Annotated in this window: 13 protein-coding genes; 9 read left to right on the top strand and 4 right to left on the bottom strand. The window is 74.4% G+C overall.

Going from position 1 to position 15982, the window contains the following annotated elements:
- The first annotated feature begins 10 nt into the window (after window positions 1–10).
- The 5 genes from AC3RKB_RS03250 (at window position 11) to AC3RKB_RS03270 (ending at window position 5876) form a co-directional block, all read left to right on the top strand.
- Window positions 11–1153, top strand: a complete 1143-nt coding sequence (locus AC3RKB_RS03250) for a hypothetical protein (RefSeq protein ID WP_491434540.1) — start codon at window positions 11–13, stop codon at window positions 1151–1153.
- Window positions 1154–1241: 88 nt separating this feature from the next.
- Window positions 1242–2258: an alpha/beta hydrolase fold domain-containing protein gene (locus AC3RKB_RS03255; protein ID WP_491434541.1), complete on the top strand. Its 1017-nt coding sequence runs from the start codon at window positions 1242–1244 to the stop codon at window positions 2256–2258.
- A gap of 44 nt (window positions 2259–2302) precedes the next feature.
- Window positions 2303–3328 (top strand): YihY/virulence factor BrkB family protein, encoded by a 1026-nt coding sequence (locus AC3RKB_RS03260; RefSeq protein WP_491434542.1) that lies wholly within the window; start codon window positions 2303–2305, stop codon window positions 3326–3328.
- A gap of 89 nt (window positions 3329–3417) precedes the next feature.
- Entirely contained in the window at window positions 3418–4014 is a 597-nt protein-coding gene (locus AC3RKB_RS03265; protein WP_491434543.1) for an antibiotic biosynthesis monooxygenase, read from the top strand.
- A complete protein-coding gene (locus AC3RKB_RS03270; protein ID WP_491434544.1) occupies window positions 3993–5876 on the top strand; it encodes a glycosyltransferase in 1884 nt (627 codons plus the stop codon). The genes AC3RKB_RS03265 and AC3RKB_RS03270 overlap by 22 nt, the downstream gene beginning before the upstream one ends.
- A 19-nt stretch (window positions 5877–5895) precedes the next feature.
- On the opposite strand, the gene AC3RKB_RS03275 is transcribed toward AC3RKB_RS03270, so the two are convergent.
- Window positions 5896–6672, bottom strand: a complete 777-nt coding sequence (locus AC3RKB_RS03275; protein ID WP_491434545.1) for an IclR family transcriptional regulator — start codon at window positions 6670–6672, stop codon at window positions 5896–5898.
- Window positions 6673–6754: 82 nt separating this feature from the next.
- On the opposite strand from AC3RKB_RS03275, the gene hutH reads away from it, so the two are divergent.
- From hutH to hutI, 4 genes are all read left to right on the top strand, one after another.
- The gene (hutH, locus tag AC3RKB_RS03280; protein WP_491434546.1) at window positions 6755–8398 is read left to right on the top strand and encodes a histidine ammonia-lyase; all 1644 of its coding nucleotides are present in this window, start codon (window positions 6755–6757) and stop codon (window positions 8396–8398) included.
- A 239-nt stretch (window positions 8399–8637) separates the two neighbouring features.
- A complete protein-coding gene (locus AC3RKB_RS03285) occupies window positions 8638–10179 on the top strand; it encodes a M23 family metallopeptidase (RefSeq protein WP_491434547.1) in 1542 nt (513 codons plus the stop codon).
- Window positions 10180–10257: 78 nt separating this feature from the next.
- Window positions 10258–11979, top strand: coding sequence for a urocanate hydratase (hutU, locus tag AC3RKB_RS03290; protein ID WP_491434548.1), 1722 nt, complete (start codon window positions 10258–10260; stop codon window positions 11977–11979).
- A gap of 10 nt (window positions 11980–11989) precedes the next feature.
- A complete protein-coding gene (hutI, locus tag AC3RKB_RS03295; protein ID WP_491434549.1) occupies window positions 11990–13318 on the top strand; it encodes an imidazolonepropionase in 1329 nt (442 codons plus the stop codon).
- 26 nt (window positions 13319–13344) lie between these two features.
- On the opposite strand, the gene AC3RKB_RS03300 is transcribed toward hutI, so the two are convergent.
- From AC3RKB_RS03300 to AC3RKB_RS03310, 3 genes are all read right to left on the bottom strand, one after another.
- Window positions 13345–13641, bottom strand: coding sequence for a DUF503 domain-containing protein (locus tag AC3RKB_RS03300; protein WP_491436743.1), 297 nt, complete (start codon window positions 13639–13641; stop codon window positions 13345–13347).
- Between the two features lie 62 nt (window positions 13642–13703).
- A complete protein-coding gene (locus AC3RKB_RS03305; RefSeq protein ID WP_491434550.1) occupies window positions 13704–14447 on the bottom strand; it encodes a hypothetical protein in 744 nt (247 codons plus the stop codon).
- 155 nt (window positions 14448–14602) lie between these two features.
- Window positions 14603–15742 (bottom strand): choice-of-anchor L domain-containing protein, encoded by a 1140-nt coding sequence (locus tag AC3RKB_RS03310; protein WP_491434551.1) that lies wholly within the window; start codon window positions 15740–15742, stop codon window positions 14603–14605.
- Window positions 15743–15982: the final 240 nt, after the last annotated feature.

A 15982-nucleotide genomic window follows, 5' to 3' on the forward strand; every position in this document is an offset into this window, starting at 1 on the left:
GAGGGGGCCCATGCTCGCGTTCATCTCGGCGGTCGCGTTCGGCATCACGATCGGCGGCGCCATCGGCGCGATCGCGACCGGCGACCCTCGCTACACGATCCTGTGGAGCATCTCGCTCACGGTCGCGATCCTCGCGGGCACGTTCGCCGGCCTCGGCGCCGCCGGACTGTTCGGCCGCGGGCGGGCCGGTGCACCGGCCGCGCCGCCGGCGGGCGAACTCTCGCTCGCCCGCGTGGAACGCATCGGCCGCACCGGCCTGACCATCAACGGCCAGCCGCAGGTCGAGATCACCCTCACGGTCGCGCCGAGGTTCCGTGCCGCCTACACGACCGTGCTCCGGCAGATCGTCGACGTCGTCGCGCTGCCGCAGGTGCAGCCCGGGTCGATCGTCGTGGTGCGCCGGCCCGATGACGCGAAGGCGAACGTGGTGCTCGAGCCGACCCCGCCCGACGACTGGGCGCGCGTGCGCGACGCCGAGCAGCTCCGCACGGGCACCGAACGGACGGTGCCGCTCGCCTCGCAGGCGCCCGCGTGGGCATCGGAGCCGCAGGGGCTCCTGGGCGGCCCGAAGCGGGCCCGTCGCCCGTGGCGCACCGTGCTGCTCGCCGGCGTCGCGGTCGCGACGGCCGCGATCGTGCTGATCCCCGCGTACGACACGATCGGCCGCACGGTCCAGGCGATCGCGTCGGGCGACCCAGATTCGGCGGGGGTGGTGCTCGGCGACCGGCACCGGGAGATCGTCGACGCGCTCGCCGCGGAGACCGGCGGCACGCAGTTCATCCGGATCGGCTTCTACGACGGCTACGCGCTCGCAGCGGCGCCGAGTGCGCCGGGTGCGCTCACGATCGACTCCTACCAGTACCGGTACGACCGCACCGAGCACCAGGGGCCTGAGCTCATCCAGCCCGACGACCCGGCCGCCGCGCTCTTCGACGTCGACGAGGTCGACTGGTCCGCGATCCCCGACCACATCGCCGCGGCGAAGGAGCACTCCGGCATCGCCGCCCCGACCTCCGTGATCGTGTCGGTCGAGCGCACGCCCGTGGCCGACGAGACCGGGGCGCGCCCGGTGCGGGTGCTCGTCATGCTCGACTCGGCGTACGAGGATGCGTCGGTGCAGCTCGACGCGGTGACCGGCGAGATCCTCGGCTGACGATCGGCCGCGGCGCGACACCGCACCGGATGGTTGCGAGGGGCCGAACCTGGGATAGCATCGCTCCACCCCCGAACCCGGAGCCCCTGTGACCCCCACCCGATTCTCCGGCGGTCACGGAGGCCGGCGCCGCCGGCCCGTCCGGGTCGCCCTCGCCGTCACCGCGGCGCTCGCGATCGCGGCCGCCGTCTCGGCGTTCCACCAGCCGCTGCGCGAGATCGACCCGACGGCCGCGCAGGCCTCGAGCGAGGTCGCGGGCACCGAGATCATCGGCATCCGCACGTTCGCGCCGCCCGCCGGGCTCCGCGTCGACGCCGACCTCGAGTACGGCGTCGCCGACGACGGCACCCTGCTCACGCTCGACGTCTGCCGACCGGCGGTCGACGACGCGATCGGCGACGCGTTGCCGACGGTCGTGTCGGTCCACGGCGGCAGCTGGGCCCGCGGCGACAAGGCCAACGCCGACTGGCGCGCGGTCTGCCTCTGGCTCGCGAGCGAGGGCTTCGTCGCGGCATCCGTCAACTACCGACTCGTGCCCGAGGCGCGGTACCCGGCGCAGGTCGACGACGTCGCGGCGGCCGTGGCCTGGCTGCGCGAGCCCGAGCAGGTCGACCGGTTCGGCATCGACCCGGCCCGCATCGCCGCGTTCGGCGGTTCGGCGGGCGGTCACCTCGCGGCGCTGCTCGGCACGCTCGGCGACGGTCCGCTCGACGAGGGGTCGCGCGTCGCGGCCGTCGTCGAGCTCTCGGGCCCGGTCGGGCTCGGCGAGGCCGAGCTCGAGGCCGACGCGGCGTCCGACTGGCTGCGGAGCATCGTCGGCGAGTTCCTGTCGTGCGAGCCCGGCGCGAGCGACCTCGACTGCCCGCAGGCGATCGAGGCGTCCGCGACCGCGCACGTCGACCCGAGCGATCCGCCGTTCTTCATCGGGCACTCCGACGCCGAGGTCGTGCCGGTCGCGCAGTCGGTGCGCCTCGCCGAGACGCTCGGCGCCTCCGCCGTGCCGGTCGAGCTCGCGGTGGTCCCGGGCGACGCCCACTCGATCGGCATCCTCGACGCGCCGCTGCGCGGGCGGGTCGCCGCGTTCCTGCACGCCCGGCTGGGCTGACGCAATCCCCTGCGCGGTCGGCCCCGCGTGCCTAGGCTCGATCCATGGGGGAATCGACGGATGACACGACGGATGACGCTGCGCCGGCGACGCCCGAGTGGCGCGTCGTGGCCACCCGGGCCGCGCACGAGTTCCGCATCCACCAGTGCTGGGACATCGCCGCCGCGCTGACGTACCACGCGGTGCTCTCGGTGTGCCCGGCGCTGCTCGCCGCGACCGCGTTCATCGGGCTGTTCGGCAATGCCGAGCCGGTGGCGCACGGGGCGCTCGACGTCGTCCGCGACCTCGGTGGCGACGACACCGTCGCGGCGCTGGTCGAGCCGGTCGACCAGCTGCTCGGCGCGTCGCAGGCGGGCCTCGCCCTCCTCACGGGGCTGGCGATCACGCTGTGGACGGTGTCCGGCTACCTCGGCACGTTCGGACGCGGGATGAACCGGATCCTCGGCGTGCCCGAGGGACGCCCGTTCTGGAAGTCGCGCCCGGCGATGCTGGCGGCGGCGAGCGTGATCGTGGTGCTCGGCTCGTTGGTCGTCGGCGGGCTCGTCGTGAGCGGCGCGGTCGCCACCTCCGTCGGCCGTTCGCTCGGGTTCGACGAGGACGCGACCCTGGCGTGGGACCTCGGCAAGCTGCCGCTCCTCGCCGCCCTGGCCGCCCTGATCATCGCGATCCTCTACTGGGCGACGCCGAACGTGCGGCGCCCGAGCCTGCGCTGGCTCTCGGTCGGCGCCGCCGTGGCGCTCGTCGTGTGGATGCTCACGACCGCGGCCTTCGCGGTGTACGTGTGGAACTTCGCGAGCTACGACCGCACGTACGGGGTGCTCGGCGGCATCGTGGCGTTCCTGCTGTGGCTGTGGCTGTCGAACCTCGCCGTGCTGGCCGGGGCCGTGCTCGACACCGAGGTGGAACGGGCACGCCAGCTGCGGGCCGGCGTGCCCGCCGAGGAGGTGCTCCAGCTCGACCTGCGCGACGACCGCCTGGTGCGCCTCAATCGGGAGCAGCGGGCGTCCGACGTGCGCGCGTCGGCCGCGATGCGGGTCGGCGCCGAGGCCGACGCGGACGGCGCGGCCTGAGCGGGCCGGCCCGGGATCGGGTCGCGCCCGCGCCGCCGCCGCAGTGCGCGCGCAACGTCCCCGAAGCATGCATGCGGTTCGATGGACGCATGGGCAGTGAACCGATCACCGTGTCGATCCGCCGCGAGGTCGATCCCGACCGGATCGCGGAGGCGACCGTGTGGGTGCAGACCGGCGTGAACCTCGCCAACCGCTACCCCGGCTTCCTCGGCTCGGGGTGGGTGCGCGCAGGCGAGGACTCCGACGTGTGGCACATGCTGTACCGCTTCGCGAACGAGGAGACGCTCGAGGCGTGGGAGCGGTCGCCCGAGCGCGCCTGGTGGCTCGAGATGGGGCGGGGGTTCGTGCGCGCGGAGCGGTCGCGGCGCCGCACGGGCATCGAGGGCTGGTTCGACGAGCCGGCGACGGGGTCGGTGCCGGCGGTGGCGGATGGCGCGACCGCCGCGGACGCCTCGGCGCTGCCGCCCGCACCCCCGCGGTGGAAGCAGGCCGTGAGCATCTGGCTGGGCTTCTTCCCCGTGAACCTCGCGTTCGCGCTGCTGATGGTGTTCGTCCCGGGCTGGGAGGCGGTGCCGATCGCGCTGCGCGTGCTCATCACGACGCTCGTGCTGACGCCGATCATGACGTACTGGGTGCTGCCATGGGTGACGCGGCTGCTGCGCGGATGGCTGGCGCCGGCCGCGTGACGGGCCGCGCACCGGCCGACGACCGCCTCCTGCCGCCGGGACGCCAGCTCGCGATCACGTGGTCGATCCCCGACGGGTTCGGCGGCATGACCGCAGCGCTGCTGCGCCGGTCGCGGAGCTTCGCCCGGCTCGCCGGCGCCGAGGTCGACGTGCTCACGTTCGACGGGCGCCCCGACTACCCGGCCGTCCGGGAGCGGCTCGCCGGGCTGGGCGAGCTCGTCGAGGGCGTGCGGCTCCGCAACCTGTACGAGCGCCTGCGCGACGAGCCGGTGGCACCGGGCCTCGTGGGCGTCGAGCCCGGCATCGCGGGGCTCGGCGACGCCCATCGGCGCGAGGCGGCCCCGGACGGCGCCGCGCGGGTCGAGCACCGGTCGCTCGAGAGCGGCGTGCGTATCGCGCACCTGCGCGCCGACGGCTCGCTCGCCGTGCTCGACGAGCGCGACCGGCCGGGTGGGCCGCGGCGCCTCATCACGGCGTTCGACACGGGCGAGCGGCCGGTGCGGCAGTGGCGCTCGGCGCGCGCCTGCTACGCAGAGTGGATCGCCGAGGTCGCCTTCGACGGCGACGGCGGCGCGGACGGCGGCGCCGACGCGTTCGCGATCGTGGACAGCAAGACCGCCGCGCGCTTCATGGCGCACGTCCGCCTGCCCCGCCTGGTGACGCTGCACGTCGTGCACAACGCGCACCTCGAACCCGGCAGCGGGCCGATCGGCCGCCTGCGCCCCTCACGTCGCGACGCGCTCGTGCACCCCGAGCGGTTCGACTCGCTCGTGTTCCTCACCGAGCGGCAGCGGGCGGATGTCGCGGCCCTCCTCGCCGATCCGGGCAACCTCGCCGTCGTGCCGAACGCGGCCGTGATGCCGGCCGGGTCGTCCGACGACGGCACCGGCAACGGCACCGCCGGCGGCGACGACGCCGACGCGATCGCGGACGACGCCGCGCGCCGGCCCGCCTCCGCGGCACTCGTCGCGGGACTGACCCCGCGCAAGCGCGTGGACCACGCCGTCCGCGCGATCCGCCTCACGCGCGACGCCGGCGTGCCCGCCGAGCTCACGGTCGTCGGCGACGGGCCAGAGCTCGGCCGGCTGCGTGAGGTCGCGTCGGGCGCCGGGGTCGACGGAGTCGTCGTGTTCGCCGGGCACCGGCCCGACGCCGCGGAGGCGTTCGCCGCGGCATCCGTCGCCCTGCTCACGAGCACCTCGGAGGGTGCCCCGCTCGTGCTGCTCGAGGCGATGGCACGCGGCTGCATCCCGATCGCGTACGACATCGCGTACGGGCCCGCCGACCTCATCGAGCACGGCGTGAACGGCTTCCTCGTCGCGCCCGGCGACGAGGCGGCGCTCGCTCGGACGATCGCCGAGGTCGCCGGGCTCCCGCCGCTCCGGCGCGCCGGGCTGCGCCGTGCCGCACGGGCGACCGCGTCGCGCTTCGACGAGGCGAGCATCACCGTGCGCTGGGGCGAGGTGCAGCGCGCGGCCGCCGCCCGCCACCATCGCGTCGTGGTGCCGCTGCCGGCGACGCTCGAGCAGGTGCGGCTCCGGCGTCCGCGAGGTCGGCTCCGGGTGCGCGCACGCCTGCAGGGCGTGCGGGATGGCGGTCACGCCACGGTTCAGCTCATGCGCCGACGCACGGGCGCACTGTTGCGGCGCACGGCGGTCGTCGAGGCCGGGCAGGTCCGCGTCCGCCTGACGCGCGAGGAGACCGCGCTGCTCGACGGCGGCGGGCCGATCCGCGTCACGCTCCTCGTCGAGGCCGGCGATGCGCAGGCGCGCCTCGACGGCGGCGCGGTGCACCCCGACACGCGGGACCTTCCCCGCCGCGTCGCCGGGCGCGTGCGCCGACGCGCCCTGCCGCGGTACTGACGCCCTGAGGCGCCCCGCGTCAGCGGCTGCCGCGGATGCGGCGCGAGAGCGTCGCGGCGGCCTCGCGCACGCCGTCGGTCGCGGCGTCGACGAGCTCGGGCGGCGACCCCTCGGCGAACGTCGCCGCGATCGCCGCGGCAGGCCAGCCCAGATGATCGAGCACGACCGCGCCCACCGAGGCGAGCCCCTCGGTCACCTCGCCGTGCTCGGCCGCGACGCCGGCGGCGCGCGCCTCGGCGAGCACCGACTTGAGCCGCGAGTAGGTCCACGGGATCTCGGCCGCGGGCGACGGATGGCGCTCGCTGAATGCGTCGCGGTCGGGGTAGAGCGCGCGCAGCTGCGCCGGCGGCAGCGCAGCGAGCATCGCCCGGCCCGACGCGGTGAGGTGCGCGGGCAGGCGCACGCCCACGTCGGACACCAGCGACGGGCGGCGCGGCGCCCGCTCCTCGACGAGGTAGAGCACGTCGCGGCCGTGCAGCACCGCGAGGTGGGCCGACTCGCCGAGCCGGTCGACGAGCCCGGCGACGAGCGGTCGGCCGAGCCGCGTGAGCGGCTGCTGCCGGCTGAAGCCGCTCGAGAGCTCGAACGCGGCCACGCCGAGGCCGTACCGCCGCTCCTCGGGGAGGTGCACGACGAACCCCCGCTCCTGCATCACCGCGAGCAGGTGGTAGGTCGTCGAGCGCGGCAGGCCGAGCGCCTGCGCGATGGCGGCGGCCGGCACGGGCCCGCGCTGCGCGGCCAGGTGCGCGAGGATCGCCAGCACCTGGTCGGCGGCGGGCACCTTCGACTCGGCCATCCCCGCCTCCTGTCCGGAATCCCGGACGCAAGCGTACTCCGCGCCGTTCCGCGGCGCACCGCCGGGGTGTGGAATCGGTGGCATGAGCACCATCGCGCCCGAGAACGCCCGCGCCGCGGCATCCGTCACCACCGTCACCGTCGGGACGGGACCGGTCAGCATCGACGACGTCGTCGCCGTCGCCCGGCACGACGCCGCCGTGGTGCTCGACCCCGCCGCACTGCAGGAGGTCGCGCGCAGCCGTCGCATCATCGAGGGGCTCGCGGCCGACCCCGAGCCGCACTACGGCATCTCGACGGGCTTCGGCGCGCTCGCGACCACCTTCATCGCGGAGGACCGCCGCGCCCAGCTGCAGGCCAGCCTCGTGCGCTCGCACGCCGCCGGCTCGGGCGCCGAGGTCGAGCGCGAGGTCGTGCGCGCCCTCATGCTGCTGCGCCTCTCGACGCTCATGACGGGTCGCACGGGCGTGCGGCGCGAGACCGCCGAGACCTACGCCGCGATCCTGAACGCCGGGATCACGCCCGTCGTGCGCGAGTACGGTTCGCTCGGCTGCTCGGGCGACCTCGCCCCGCTCGCGCACTGCGCGCTCGTGGCGATGGGCGAGGGAGAGGTGCGGGTCGCACCGCGGGAGGTGCGGACCGCAGAGGCGGGCTTCGAGACGCGTCCTCCTGCGTCGGGCGCTCCTCACCCCTCACCGATCATCCCCGCCGCGACCGCGCTCGCCGCCGCCGGCATCGCGCCGCTCCGACTCGGCGAGAAGGAGGGCCTCGCGCTCATCAACGGCACCGACGGCATGCTCGGCATGCTCGCGCTCGCCATCGACGACCTCCGCATGCTGCTGACGACCGCCGACATCGCCGCGGCGATGAGCATCGAGGGCCTGCTCGGCACCGACGCGGTGTTCGCGGCCGACCTCCACGCACTGCGCCCGCAGCGCGGGCAGGCGGTGTCGGCGGCGAACCTGCGCACGCTCCTCGCGGGGTCGGCCATCGTCGCGAGCCACAAGGGCCCGGAATGCACCCGCGTGCAGGACGCGTACTCGCTGCGCTGCGCGCCGCAGGTGCACGGCGCCGCCCGCGACACGCTCGCGCACGCGGCATCCGTCGCCGACGCCGAGCTCGCGAGCGCCGTCGACAACCCGGTGCTCACGCCCGACGGCCGCGTCGAGTCGAACGGCAACTTCCACGGCGCGCCCGTCGCCTACGTCCTCGACTTCCTGGCGATCGCGGTGGCGGATGTCGCGTCGATGTCGGAGCGGCGCACCGACCGGTTCCTCGACAAGGCGCGCAACCACGGGCTGCCGCCCTTCCTCGCGCACGAGGTGGGCGTGGACTCCGGCCTGATGATCGCGCAGTACACCGCCGCCGGGATCGTGTCGGAGCTCAAGCGCCTCGCCGCACCGGCGTCGGTCGACTCCATCCCGTCGTCGGCGATGCAGGAGGACCACGTGTCGATGGGATGGCACGCCGCGCGCAAGCTCCGCCGCGCGATCGACGGGCTCGCCCGCGTGCTCGCGATCGAGGTCATGACCGCCGCGCGGGGACTCGCGCTGCGCGCACCCCTCGAGCCGGGCAGGGCGACCGCGGCGGTCGTCGAACTCGTCGCCTCGACGGGGGCGGTCCCCGGGGCGGACCGGTTCCTCTCGCCCGAGATCGAGGCGGTCGCCGAGTCGGTCGCCTCAGGCGCGGTGGTCCGCCGCGCGGCATCCGTCGTCGCCCTCGACTGATCGGCGCGACTCGGGCCACGTGAGGGTCGCCCACCGGGCGCCCGCCCCGCAGAGATCGGTCCGCCGGAAGCGGCCGTTCACGTCGTCGACGGCGCGGGCGGAGCGCGCCGGACGGGCGGGCCGACGCGGTTTGCCCCCGAATGGGGCACTCCGGGCATTCCGCGGGGTGTTGTCTCCGTTCCGCGCCGGTGCCAAACTGGACAGGGTCCGACCCGGAGGTCGGTCCCCGAATGGAACCAATGACGCCCCACCGACTCGATTCCGAACCCGAACGCCCGTGGTACGCACGCCGCGGCGCGACGAGGATCGCTGCGACGTCGGTCACGGTTGCAGCGCTCATCGGGTTCGCCGGCATCGCGCCCGCCCATGCCGAGGAGATCGCTCCCACCGATCCCACCGCGCCGACGTCGACCGAGGCACCCGTGGCCACCGAGGAGCCGGCGCCCACGACCGAACCGGCGCCCACCGAGGAGCCCGCGCCCACGAGCGAGCCGGCGCCCACCGAGGAGCCCGCGCCCTCGCCGACTCCTGATCCGACGCCCACGCCGACGCCCGACCCGACGCCGACGCCGACGCCGACGCCCGACCCCACGCCCACGCCGACCCCCGACCCGACGCCCACGCCGACGCCCGACCCGACGCCGACGCCCGACCCGACGCCGACGCCGACGCCGACGCCGACCAACACCCCGACCTCGACTCCGATCACCAGCCCGACCGGGAGCGCCCTCCCAGGCGTGCTGGCTCCGTTCGTGCTGGTCGGCGACGGACCCGTCGCGCGGATGATCACGACCACCTCGATCTCGTCCGCGGGCACCCAGGCCGCCTCGATGGCGGGGCTGCGAGCGAAGCTCGACCTGGCGATGACCGAACTCCGCTCCGCAGAATCGGCACTCGAGTCCGCGCGGAGCACGAGGGTCGTGGCGATGGCGGTCGCCGAGCGACTCGACGAGCGCGCCGTGAAGGCACGCCACACCGCCGAGGTGGCTGCGGGCGTCTACCTCGACGCCGTCGAGGGCGACGGCGCCGCGCTCTCGTCGATGAGCGCCGCGTTCGGCGCCGGCAACGACCTGCTCGCCGGCCTCGGCGGCATGGAGCGCGTGCAGAACCTCGCGGGCGACTCCGGCCGCCTGCGCGAGATCGCGGAGCTGCGCGACCTCGACGCCGACGAGGCCGAGGCCAGCGCCGCCGCGGCGTGGGTCGCCGTCGACGCGATCCCCATCGGCGAGCTCGAGGACGCCGTCACCGAGGCCGAGGGCGTGGTGACGGCCGCGCGTGCCGAGCTCAACGGCGCGCAGGCCCGGCTCGCCGCTGCGGGCGTCGCGACGTTCGAGAACCTGCCCTCCGACTCCGGCCAGCTGAGCGAGCAGGGCTGGGCGTCGCCGGTCGCCGGCAGCATCACCGACGGTTACGGCCCGCGGCCGATCAAGCCGCTCGCCGGCGTCAACGAGTTCCACCGCGGCACCGACGTCGCCGCGCAGTGCGGCACCGGCATCTTCGCCGCGACCGACGGCGTCGTCATCCAGGCCGGATCGAACGGCACCTACGGCAACTGGGTGCTGATCGACCACGGTTCGGGTGTCGCGAGCGGCTACGCGCACCTCCGCGACGGCGGGATCCTCGTCTCCGAGGGGCAGGCCGTCACGGCCGGCGAGCTGATCGGCGCGGTCGGCAGCACGGGGGCGTCGACCGGATGCCACCTCCACTTCGAGGTCCGCATCGACGGATCGGCGGTCGACGCCGTGCCGTTCATGGTCGCCCGCGGCGTGCAGCTCGGCTGAGCGAGTACGTCTGGGATACCGGACGTCCGCCACGCGACATCCGTTGAGCGCCGGACCCGCACGGTGTGAGATCGGAGCATGACCACCGCTGCACCCACCTCGACCGGCGTCGACGCCGGTCCCCGCACCGTCCGCGCCGCGCACGGCACCGAGCTCACCGCGAAGAGCTGGCAGACCGAGGCGCCGCTGCGCATGCTCATGAACAACCTCGACCCCGAGGTCGCCGAGCGCCCCGAGGACCTCATCGTCTACGGCGGCACCGGCAAGGCCGCCCGCTCGTGGGAGGCGTACGACGCGATCGTGCGCACCCTCCGCGACCTCGAGCCCGACGAGACCTTGCTCGTGCAGTCGGGCAAGCCCGTCGGCGTCTTCCGCACGCACGAATGGGCCCCGCGCGTGCTCATCGCGAACTCGAACCTCGTCGGCGACTGGGCCACCTGGCCCGAGTTCCGCCGGCTCGAGCAGCTCGGCCTCACGATGTACGGCCAGATGACCGCCGGCTCGTGGATCTACATCGGCACGCAGGGCATCCTGCAGGGCACGTACGAGACCTTCGGCGCGGTCGCCCGCTCGCTCGCCGCCAAGCGCGGCGGGTCCGCGGCCGAGGTCGCCGACGCCACGCTCGGCGGAACCCTCACGCTAACCGCCGGCTGCGGCGGAATGGGCGGCGCGCAGCCGCTCGCCGTCACCATGAACGGCGGCGCCGTGCTGATCGTCGACGTCGACGAGACGCGCCTCCGCCGCCGCGTCGAGCACGGCTACCTCGACGAGGTGGCGCCGTCGCTCGACGTCGCGATCGAGCGGGTGCTCGCGGCGAAGGCCGAGCGCCGCGCCCTCAGCGTCGGCGTCGTGGGCAACGCCGCGACGATCTTCCCCGAGCTCCTCGAGCGCCGCGTGCCGATCGACATCGTCACCGACCAGACCAGCGCGCACGACCCGCTGTCGTACCTGCCCGAAGGCGTCTCGCTCGGCGAATGGCACGCGCTCGCGGCATCCGACCCCGAGGAGTTCACGACGCTCGCCCGCCGCTCGATGGCCAAGCACGTCGAGGCGATGGTCGGCTTCCAGGCCGAGGGCGCCGAGGTGTTCGACTACGGCAACTCGATCCGCCGAGAGGCCGAGCTCGGCGGGTACGAGCACGCGTTCGACTTCCCGGGCTTCGTGCCCGCCTACATCCGGCCGCTGTTCGCCGAGGGCAAGGGGCCGTTCCGCTGGGCGGCGCTCTCGGGCGACCCGGCCGACATCGCGGCGACCGACCGTGCCATCCTCGAGCTCTTCCCGGAGGACGCGCACCTGCGCCGCTGGATCGAGCAGGCCGGCGAGAAGGTCCACTCCGAGGGGCTGCCCGCGCGCATCTGCTGGCTCGGCTACAAGGAACGTCACCTCGCGGGCCTGAAGTTCAACGAGATGGTCGCCTCGGGCGAGCTCTCGGCGCCGATCGTGATCGGCCGCGACCACCTCGACTCGGGCTCGGTCGCGTCGCCGTACCGCGAGACCGAGTCGATGGCCGACGGGTCCGACGCGATCGCGGACTGGCCGCTGCTCAACGCGCTGCTCAACACCGCGTCGGGCGCCACGTGGGTCTCGATCCACCACGGCGGCGGCGTCGGCATCGGGCGTTCCATCCACGCCGGCCAGGTCGTGGTCGCCGACGGCACCGACCTCGCGGCCGAGAAGATCGCGCGCGTGCTCGTCAACGACCCCGGCACGGGGGTCATGCGCCACGTCGACGCAGGCTACGAGCACGCGATCGAGGTCGCGCGCGAGCGAGGCCTGCGCGTGCCGATGCTCGAGGGCTGAGGGGCGACGGATGGCGCGTCCCGCCGATTCCTCGCGGCTGCTCGTCACGGGCATCGGCGAGCTGGTCACGAACGATCCCGCACCCGGGCGCGAGGGCGGCCCGCTCGGAGTCGTGCGCGACGCGGCGCTGCTCGCCGAGGACGGCGTGATCACGTGGATCGGGCCGTCCGCCGAGGCGCCCGACGTCGCGGCATCCGCTCCCTCCACCATCCCCACCTCCGTTCCTCGAGTGGGCGATCTTGGCGGCGCGAGCCGCGAGGCGGCCGCCAAGATCGCCCACTCGACGGAACGCGTCGGGCATCCGCACCGCATCGAGGTCGTCGACGCCGGCGGGCGCGCCGCCATCCCGGGCTTCGTCGACTCGCACACGCACCTCGTGTTCGGCGGCGACCGGGCCGAGGAGTTCGCGGCGCGGATGGCGGGGCGCGCGTACGAGGCGGGCGGCATCCGCTCGACGGTCGCGGCGACGCGCGCGGCGACCGACGACGAGCTGCGCGCCCGGCTGGCCGGGTTCGTCGGCGAGCTGCACCGGCAGGGCACGACGACGTTCGAGGTCAAGACGGGCTACGGCTTGAGCGTGGACGACGAGGCCCGGCTCGCCCGGCTGGCTCGCGAGGTCACCGACGAGGTGACCTTCCTGGGCGCCCACGTCGTTCCGTTCGAGTTCCGCGAGCCCGACGGTCCGGGCGCCGACGCGTACGTCGACCTCGTGGTCGGCGAGATGCTCGACGCGTGCGCGCCGCACGCGCGCTGGGTCGACGCGTTCTGCGAGCGCGGTGCGTTCACGGCCGAGCAGTCGCGCCGCGTGCTCGAATCCGGCGCGGCGGCGGGCCTCGGGGTGCGCGTGCACGGCAACCAGCTCGGGCCGGGCGACGGGGTCCGGCTCGCGGTCGAGCTCGACGCGGCATCCGTCGACCACTGCACGTACCTGACCGACGCGGATGTCGCGGCGCTCGCCGGCTCGAGCACCGTCGCGACGCTCCTCCCGGGCGTGGAGTTCTCGACGCGCCAGCCCTACCCCGACGCCCGCCGCCTCATCGACGCGGGCGTCACGGTCGCGCTCGCGAGCGACTGCAACCCGGGGTCGAGCTTCACGAGCTCGATGCCGTTCTGCATCGCCGTGGCGGTGCGCGACATGGGGATGACGCCGGCCGAGGCCGTGTGGGCCTCGACGGCAGGCGGCGCAGCGGCGCTTCGGCGGGCGGATGTCGGCGCGCTGCGCCCGGGCGCGCGCGCCGACCTGGTGCTGCTCGATGCGTCGTCGCACGTGCACCTGGCGTACCGGCCGGGCGTGCCGCTCGTCGCGGAGACGTGGAAGGACGGCGTGCGCGTCGCCTGAGCCGACACGCACACCACCCTCCGAGCTCAGTCGTCGTCGCTGCGCCTGAGGCGCCGCCTCGCCGACAGCAGGGTGAACTCGGGGTGAGCGGCGACGAGACGCTCGGCGCGGTCGAGCACCTCGGTCGCGCGGTCCGCGCCGCCCGCGACCACGCCGACGCCGATCGCGGCGCGCCGGTGCAGCTCCTGATCGCCGACCTCGGCGACCGACGCCTCGGTCGCGCGCCGCAGCTCGGCGAGCACGGGGCGCAGGATTCCCCGTTTCTCCTTCAGCGAGCGCACGTCGCCGAGCAGCAGGTCGAACTCGATCCACCCGATCCACACGCCGTCAGCCTCCCACACCGCGTGCTCGCGAACGCCGAACTCATGACCGGCGTGCGGCAGGCTCACCGGGGCAGTGGCTCCCACGCGCTGCCGGTCGCGTTGAGGCGGTGACCGTTGACGATATCCCCGGGTCGATAGGGGCCCGCAGGCTCCCACGTTCCCGCCGCCGTCCAACGCCAGCCGTTGTGGATGAGCCCGACCGGTGAAGCCGCTCCCGTCGCATCGCCTGCTGGGCCCGCAACACCGACAAGACCCGGGTCGCCCGAACGAGGGGTCACTCCACCGGCCGCGCCGATCGCGGCATCCCGCGCCACCCCACCGGGCGCATCCGTCGCCGTCTCTTCCGTCTCGCCCGTCGTCACGATGGCGCCGACCTGCGCGTCGGCTGCGGGCAGGCGCATGACCGCGGGCAGGTCGAGGTCCAGCTGTCGCTCGGTGATCGGGATCCCCTCGCACGCGAGGCTCGCCTTGAGATTCGCCCGACCCGCCCGAACGGACACGATCCGCCCGTGGTTGATGACGAGCAGCCCGCCCTCGATCTTCGTGGCGAGGGTGACTTCGAATGGGATGCTGGTGACCGTGGATCCGTCCACGACGATGTCGACCGCTGGGGAGTAGGTCGACGTGAGCGTGTGATCGGCGAGCGGGACGACTGCCTCCGTACCGGGTTTCTCGGCGGTCGACCGAAGTGCATCGGCGATCGCTCGGCTCTTGGTCAGTGCCGAACCCACCACGTTGCCCAGATCGACGTTGAGCATCTCGCCGACGAGTCGGCCGATCCGCGCGCCGAGGATGTCGAGGCCCACCGGGGTCAGGCGCGCCAGCGCCCCGTCGAGGCCTTCGCGCTTGGCCGCGGCACCTGCCGCGTGTGCGAGCGCGGGCGGCGGCTCCCCGCCCGGGAGCAGCAGGTCACTCACCGTCGGCGCAGCCGCGGTCGGCCTCGGCGACACGGTCGTGGCGCTCATGATGGATCCTCCCCTCCGGCGCGCCGTCCAGGCGGCGGACCGTCCTTCGTGTGCCCGCCGTCGCCCTGCCCGCTGCGGCCGTCACGGCGAGAGTCCTCGCTGACGACGTGCTCCCAGCGGCCCGCACGCGGTGCGAGGCCGAAGGCAGGCGGTGAGGCGGCGGGCGTCGAGGTGTGGCGCCCGGTGGCGTCCTCGCGCGGCGCCAATCGCACGTGCTTGCGCAACAGCCGCGATTGCCGCCGTCGCGGCGTGTTCAACGTGATCGCGGCGGCGCCGGCTCCGACGCCGCCGAGCAGCACGATGCCGGCGACGACCGCCGCCGCGGGAATCGCCGGCGCGGGTGGCTCGGTCGTGATGCCCCCGGCCGCCAGCAGCACCCACGAATCGAGGACGTCATCGCTGCCGTCGGCGATCGCGAGCTTCATCGTGTTCGTCTCCCCCGGCCTGACGGGGGCCTCGCACACGAGCACGACCGTGAGCCCGTCGGCCTGGGTGTCGAGCGCCCCCTCCGCGTTGTCGCGGTAGAGCTCGGGGTGTGCCGCGTCGGCACCCTGCGCGCTCCCACCGTTGATGGTGTTGACCGACACGGGAGTGCCCGAGTCGGTGACCGCGCAATTCGTTCCGTTGACGAAGAAGGCGAAGACGTCGTTGAAGCTCGTGCCGACGTACTCGGTGTACTCCTCCGAGCCGAAGACGTAGCTGACATAGATCGTGTCGGCGGTCGGGACGAAGTCGAACTCCAGGACGGATGCGTCCAAGGTGCTGTACTCGGCGAGCGCCGAGAGGTCGTCATCTCCCGGTGTCCCGAGGGACTGGGTCATCCCGGGATCGGCATTGGGCCCGGCGAGTCCGTCGACCCACCCGGTCGCGAGCACCACGCCTTCGGTGAAGCCGTAGACCGATGCGTCCGGCTGGACGACCCTGCCCGCGGATTCGTCTGTTCCGGTGTACCGCACGTTCGACACCTCGACGCCGGCACCTGCGAGCTCCTGCGCGAGTTCGGTCGGTGTCAGACCGTCGGCGAGGTCTTCCGTCTCGGTGGCCGCATCTGGGGCGCTCGCGAACCCGAAAGCCGCAACGCTCGCGAAGCCGACGACCGCGGCGGCAGCGGCCCACCCTGCCATGTTGCGTCGCATCGAGTCCTCCGGATGTCGCGATGGATGCGGCTGGGACTGCTCACCGTGGAGCAGTCAGTGAAGGAAGGCTCCGAGGCCGTCCGGAAGCGGATCCCCTCCCGCTGCGGAGAGGACGGGCCCCGAGGTGCCCGCGTCGTCGCAGCGCCGAGCGATTCCTGGTCGGCCTCAGCCAGATCTGGGCCGGCTCGTCACCCTTGGCCGAGTCGAAGCGGACCGGTCCTCGACCGCTGCTGCGAAGGC

The sequence above is a fragment of the Agromyces capsici genome, assembly GCF_058349965.1.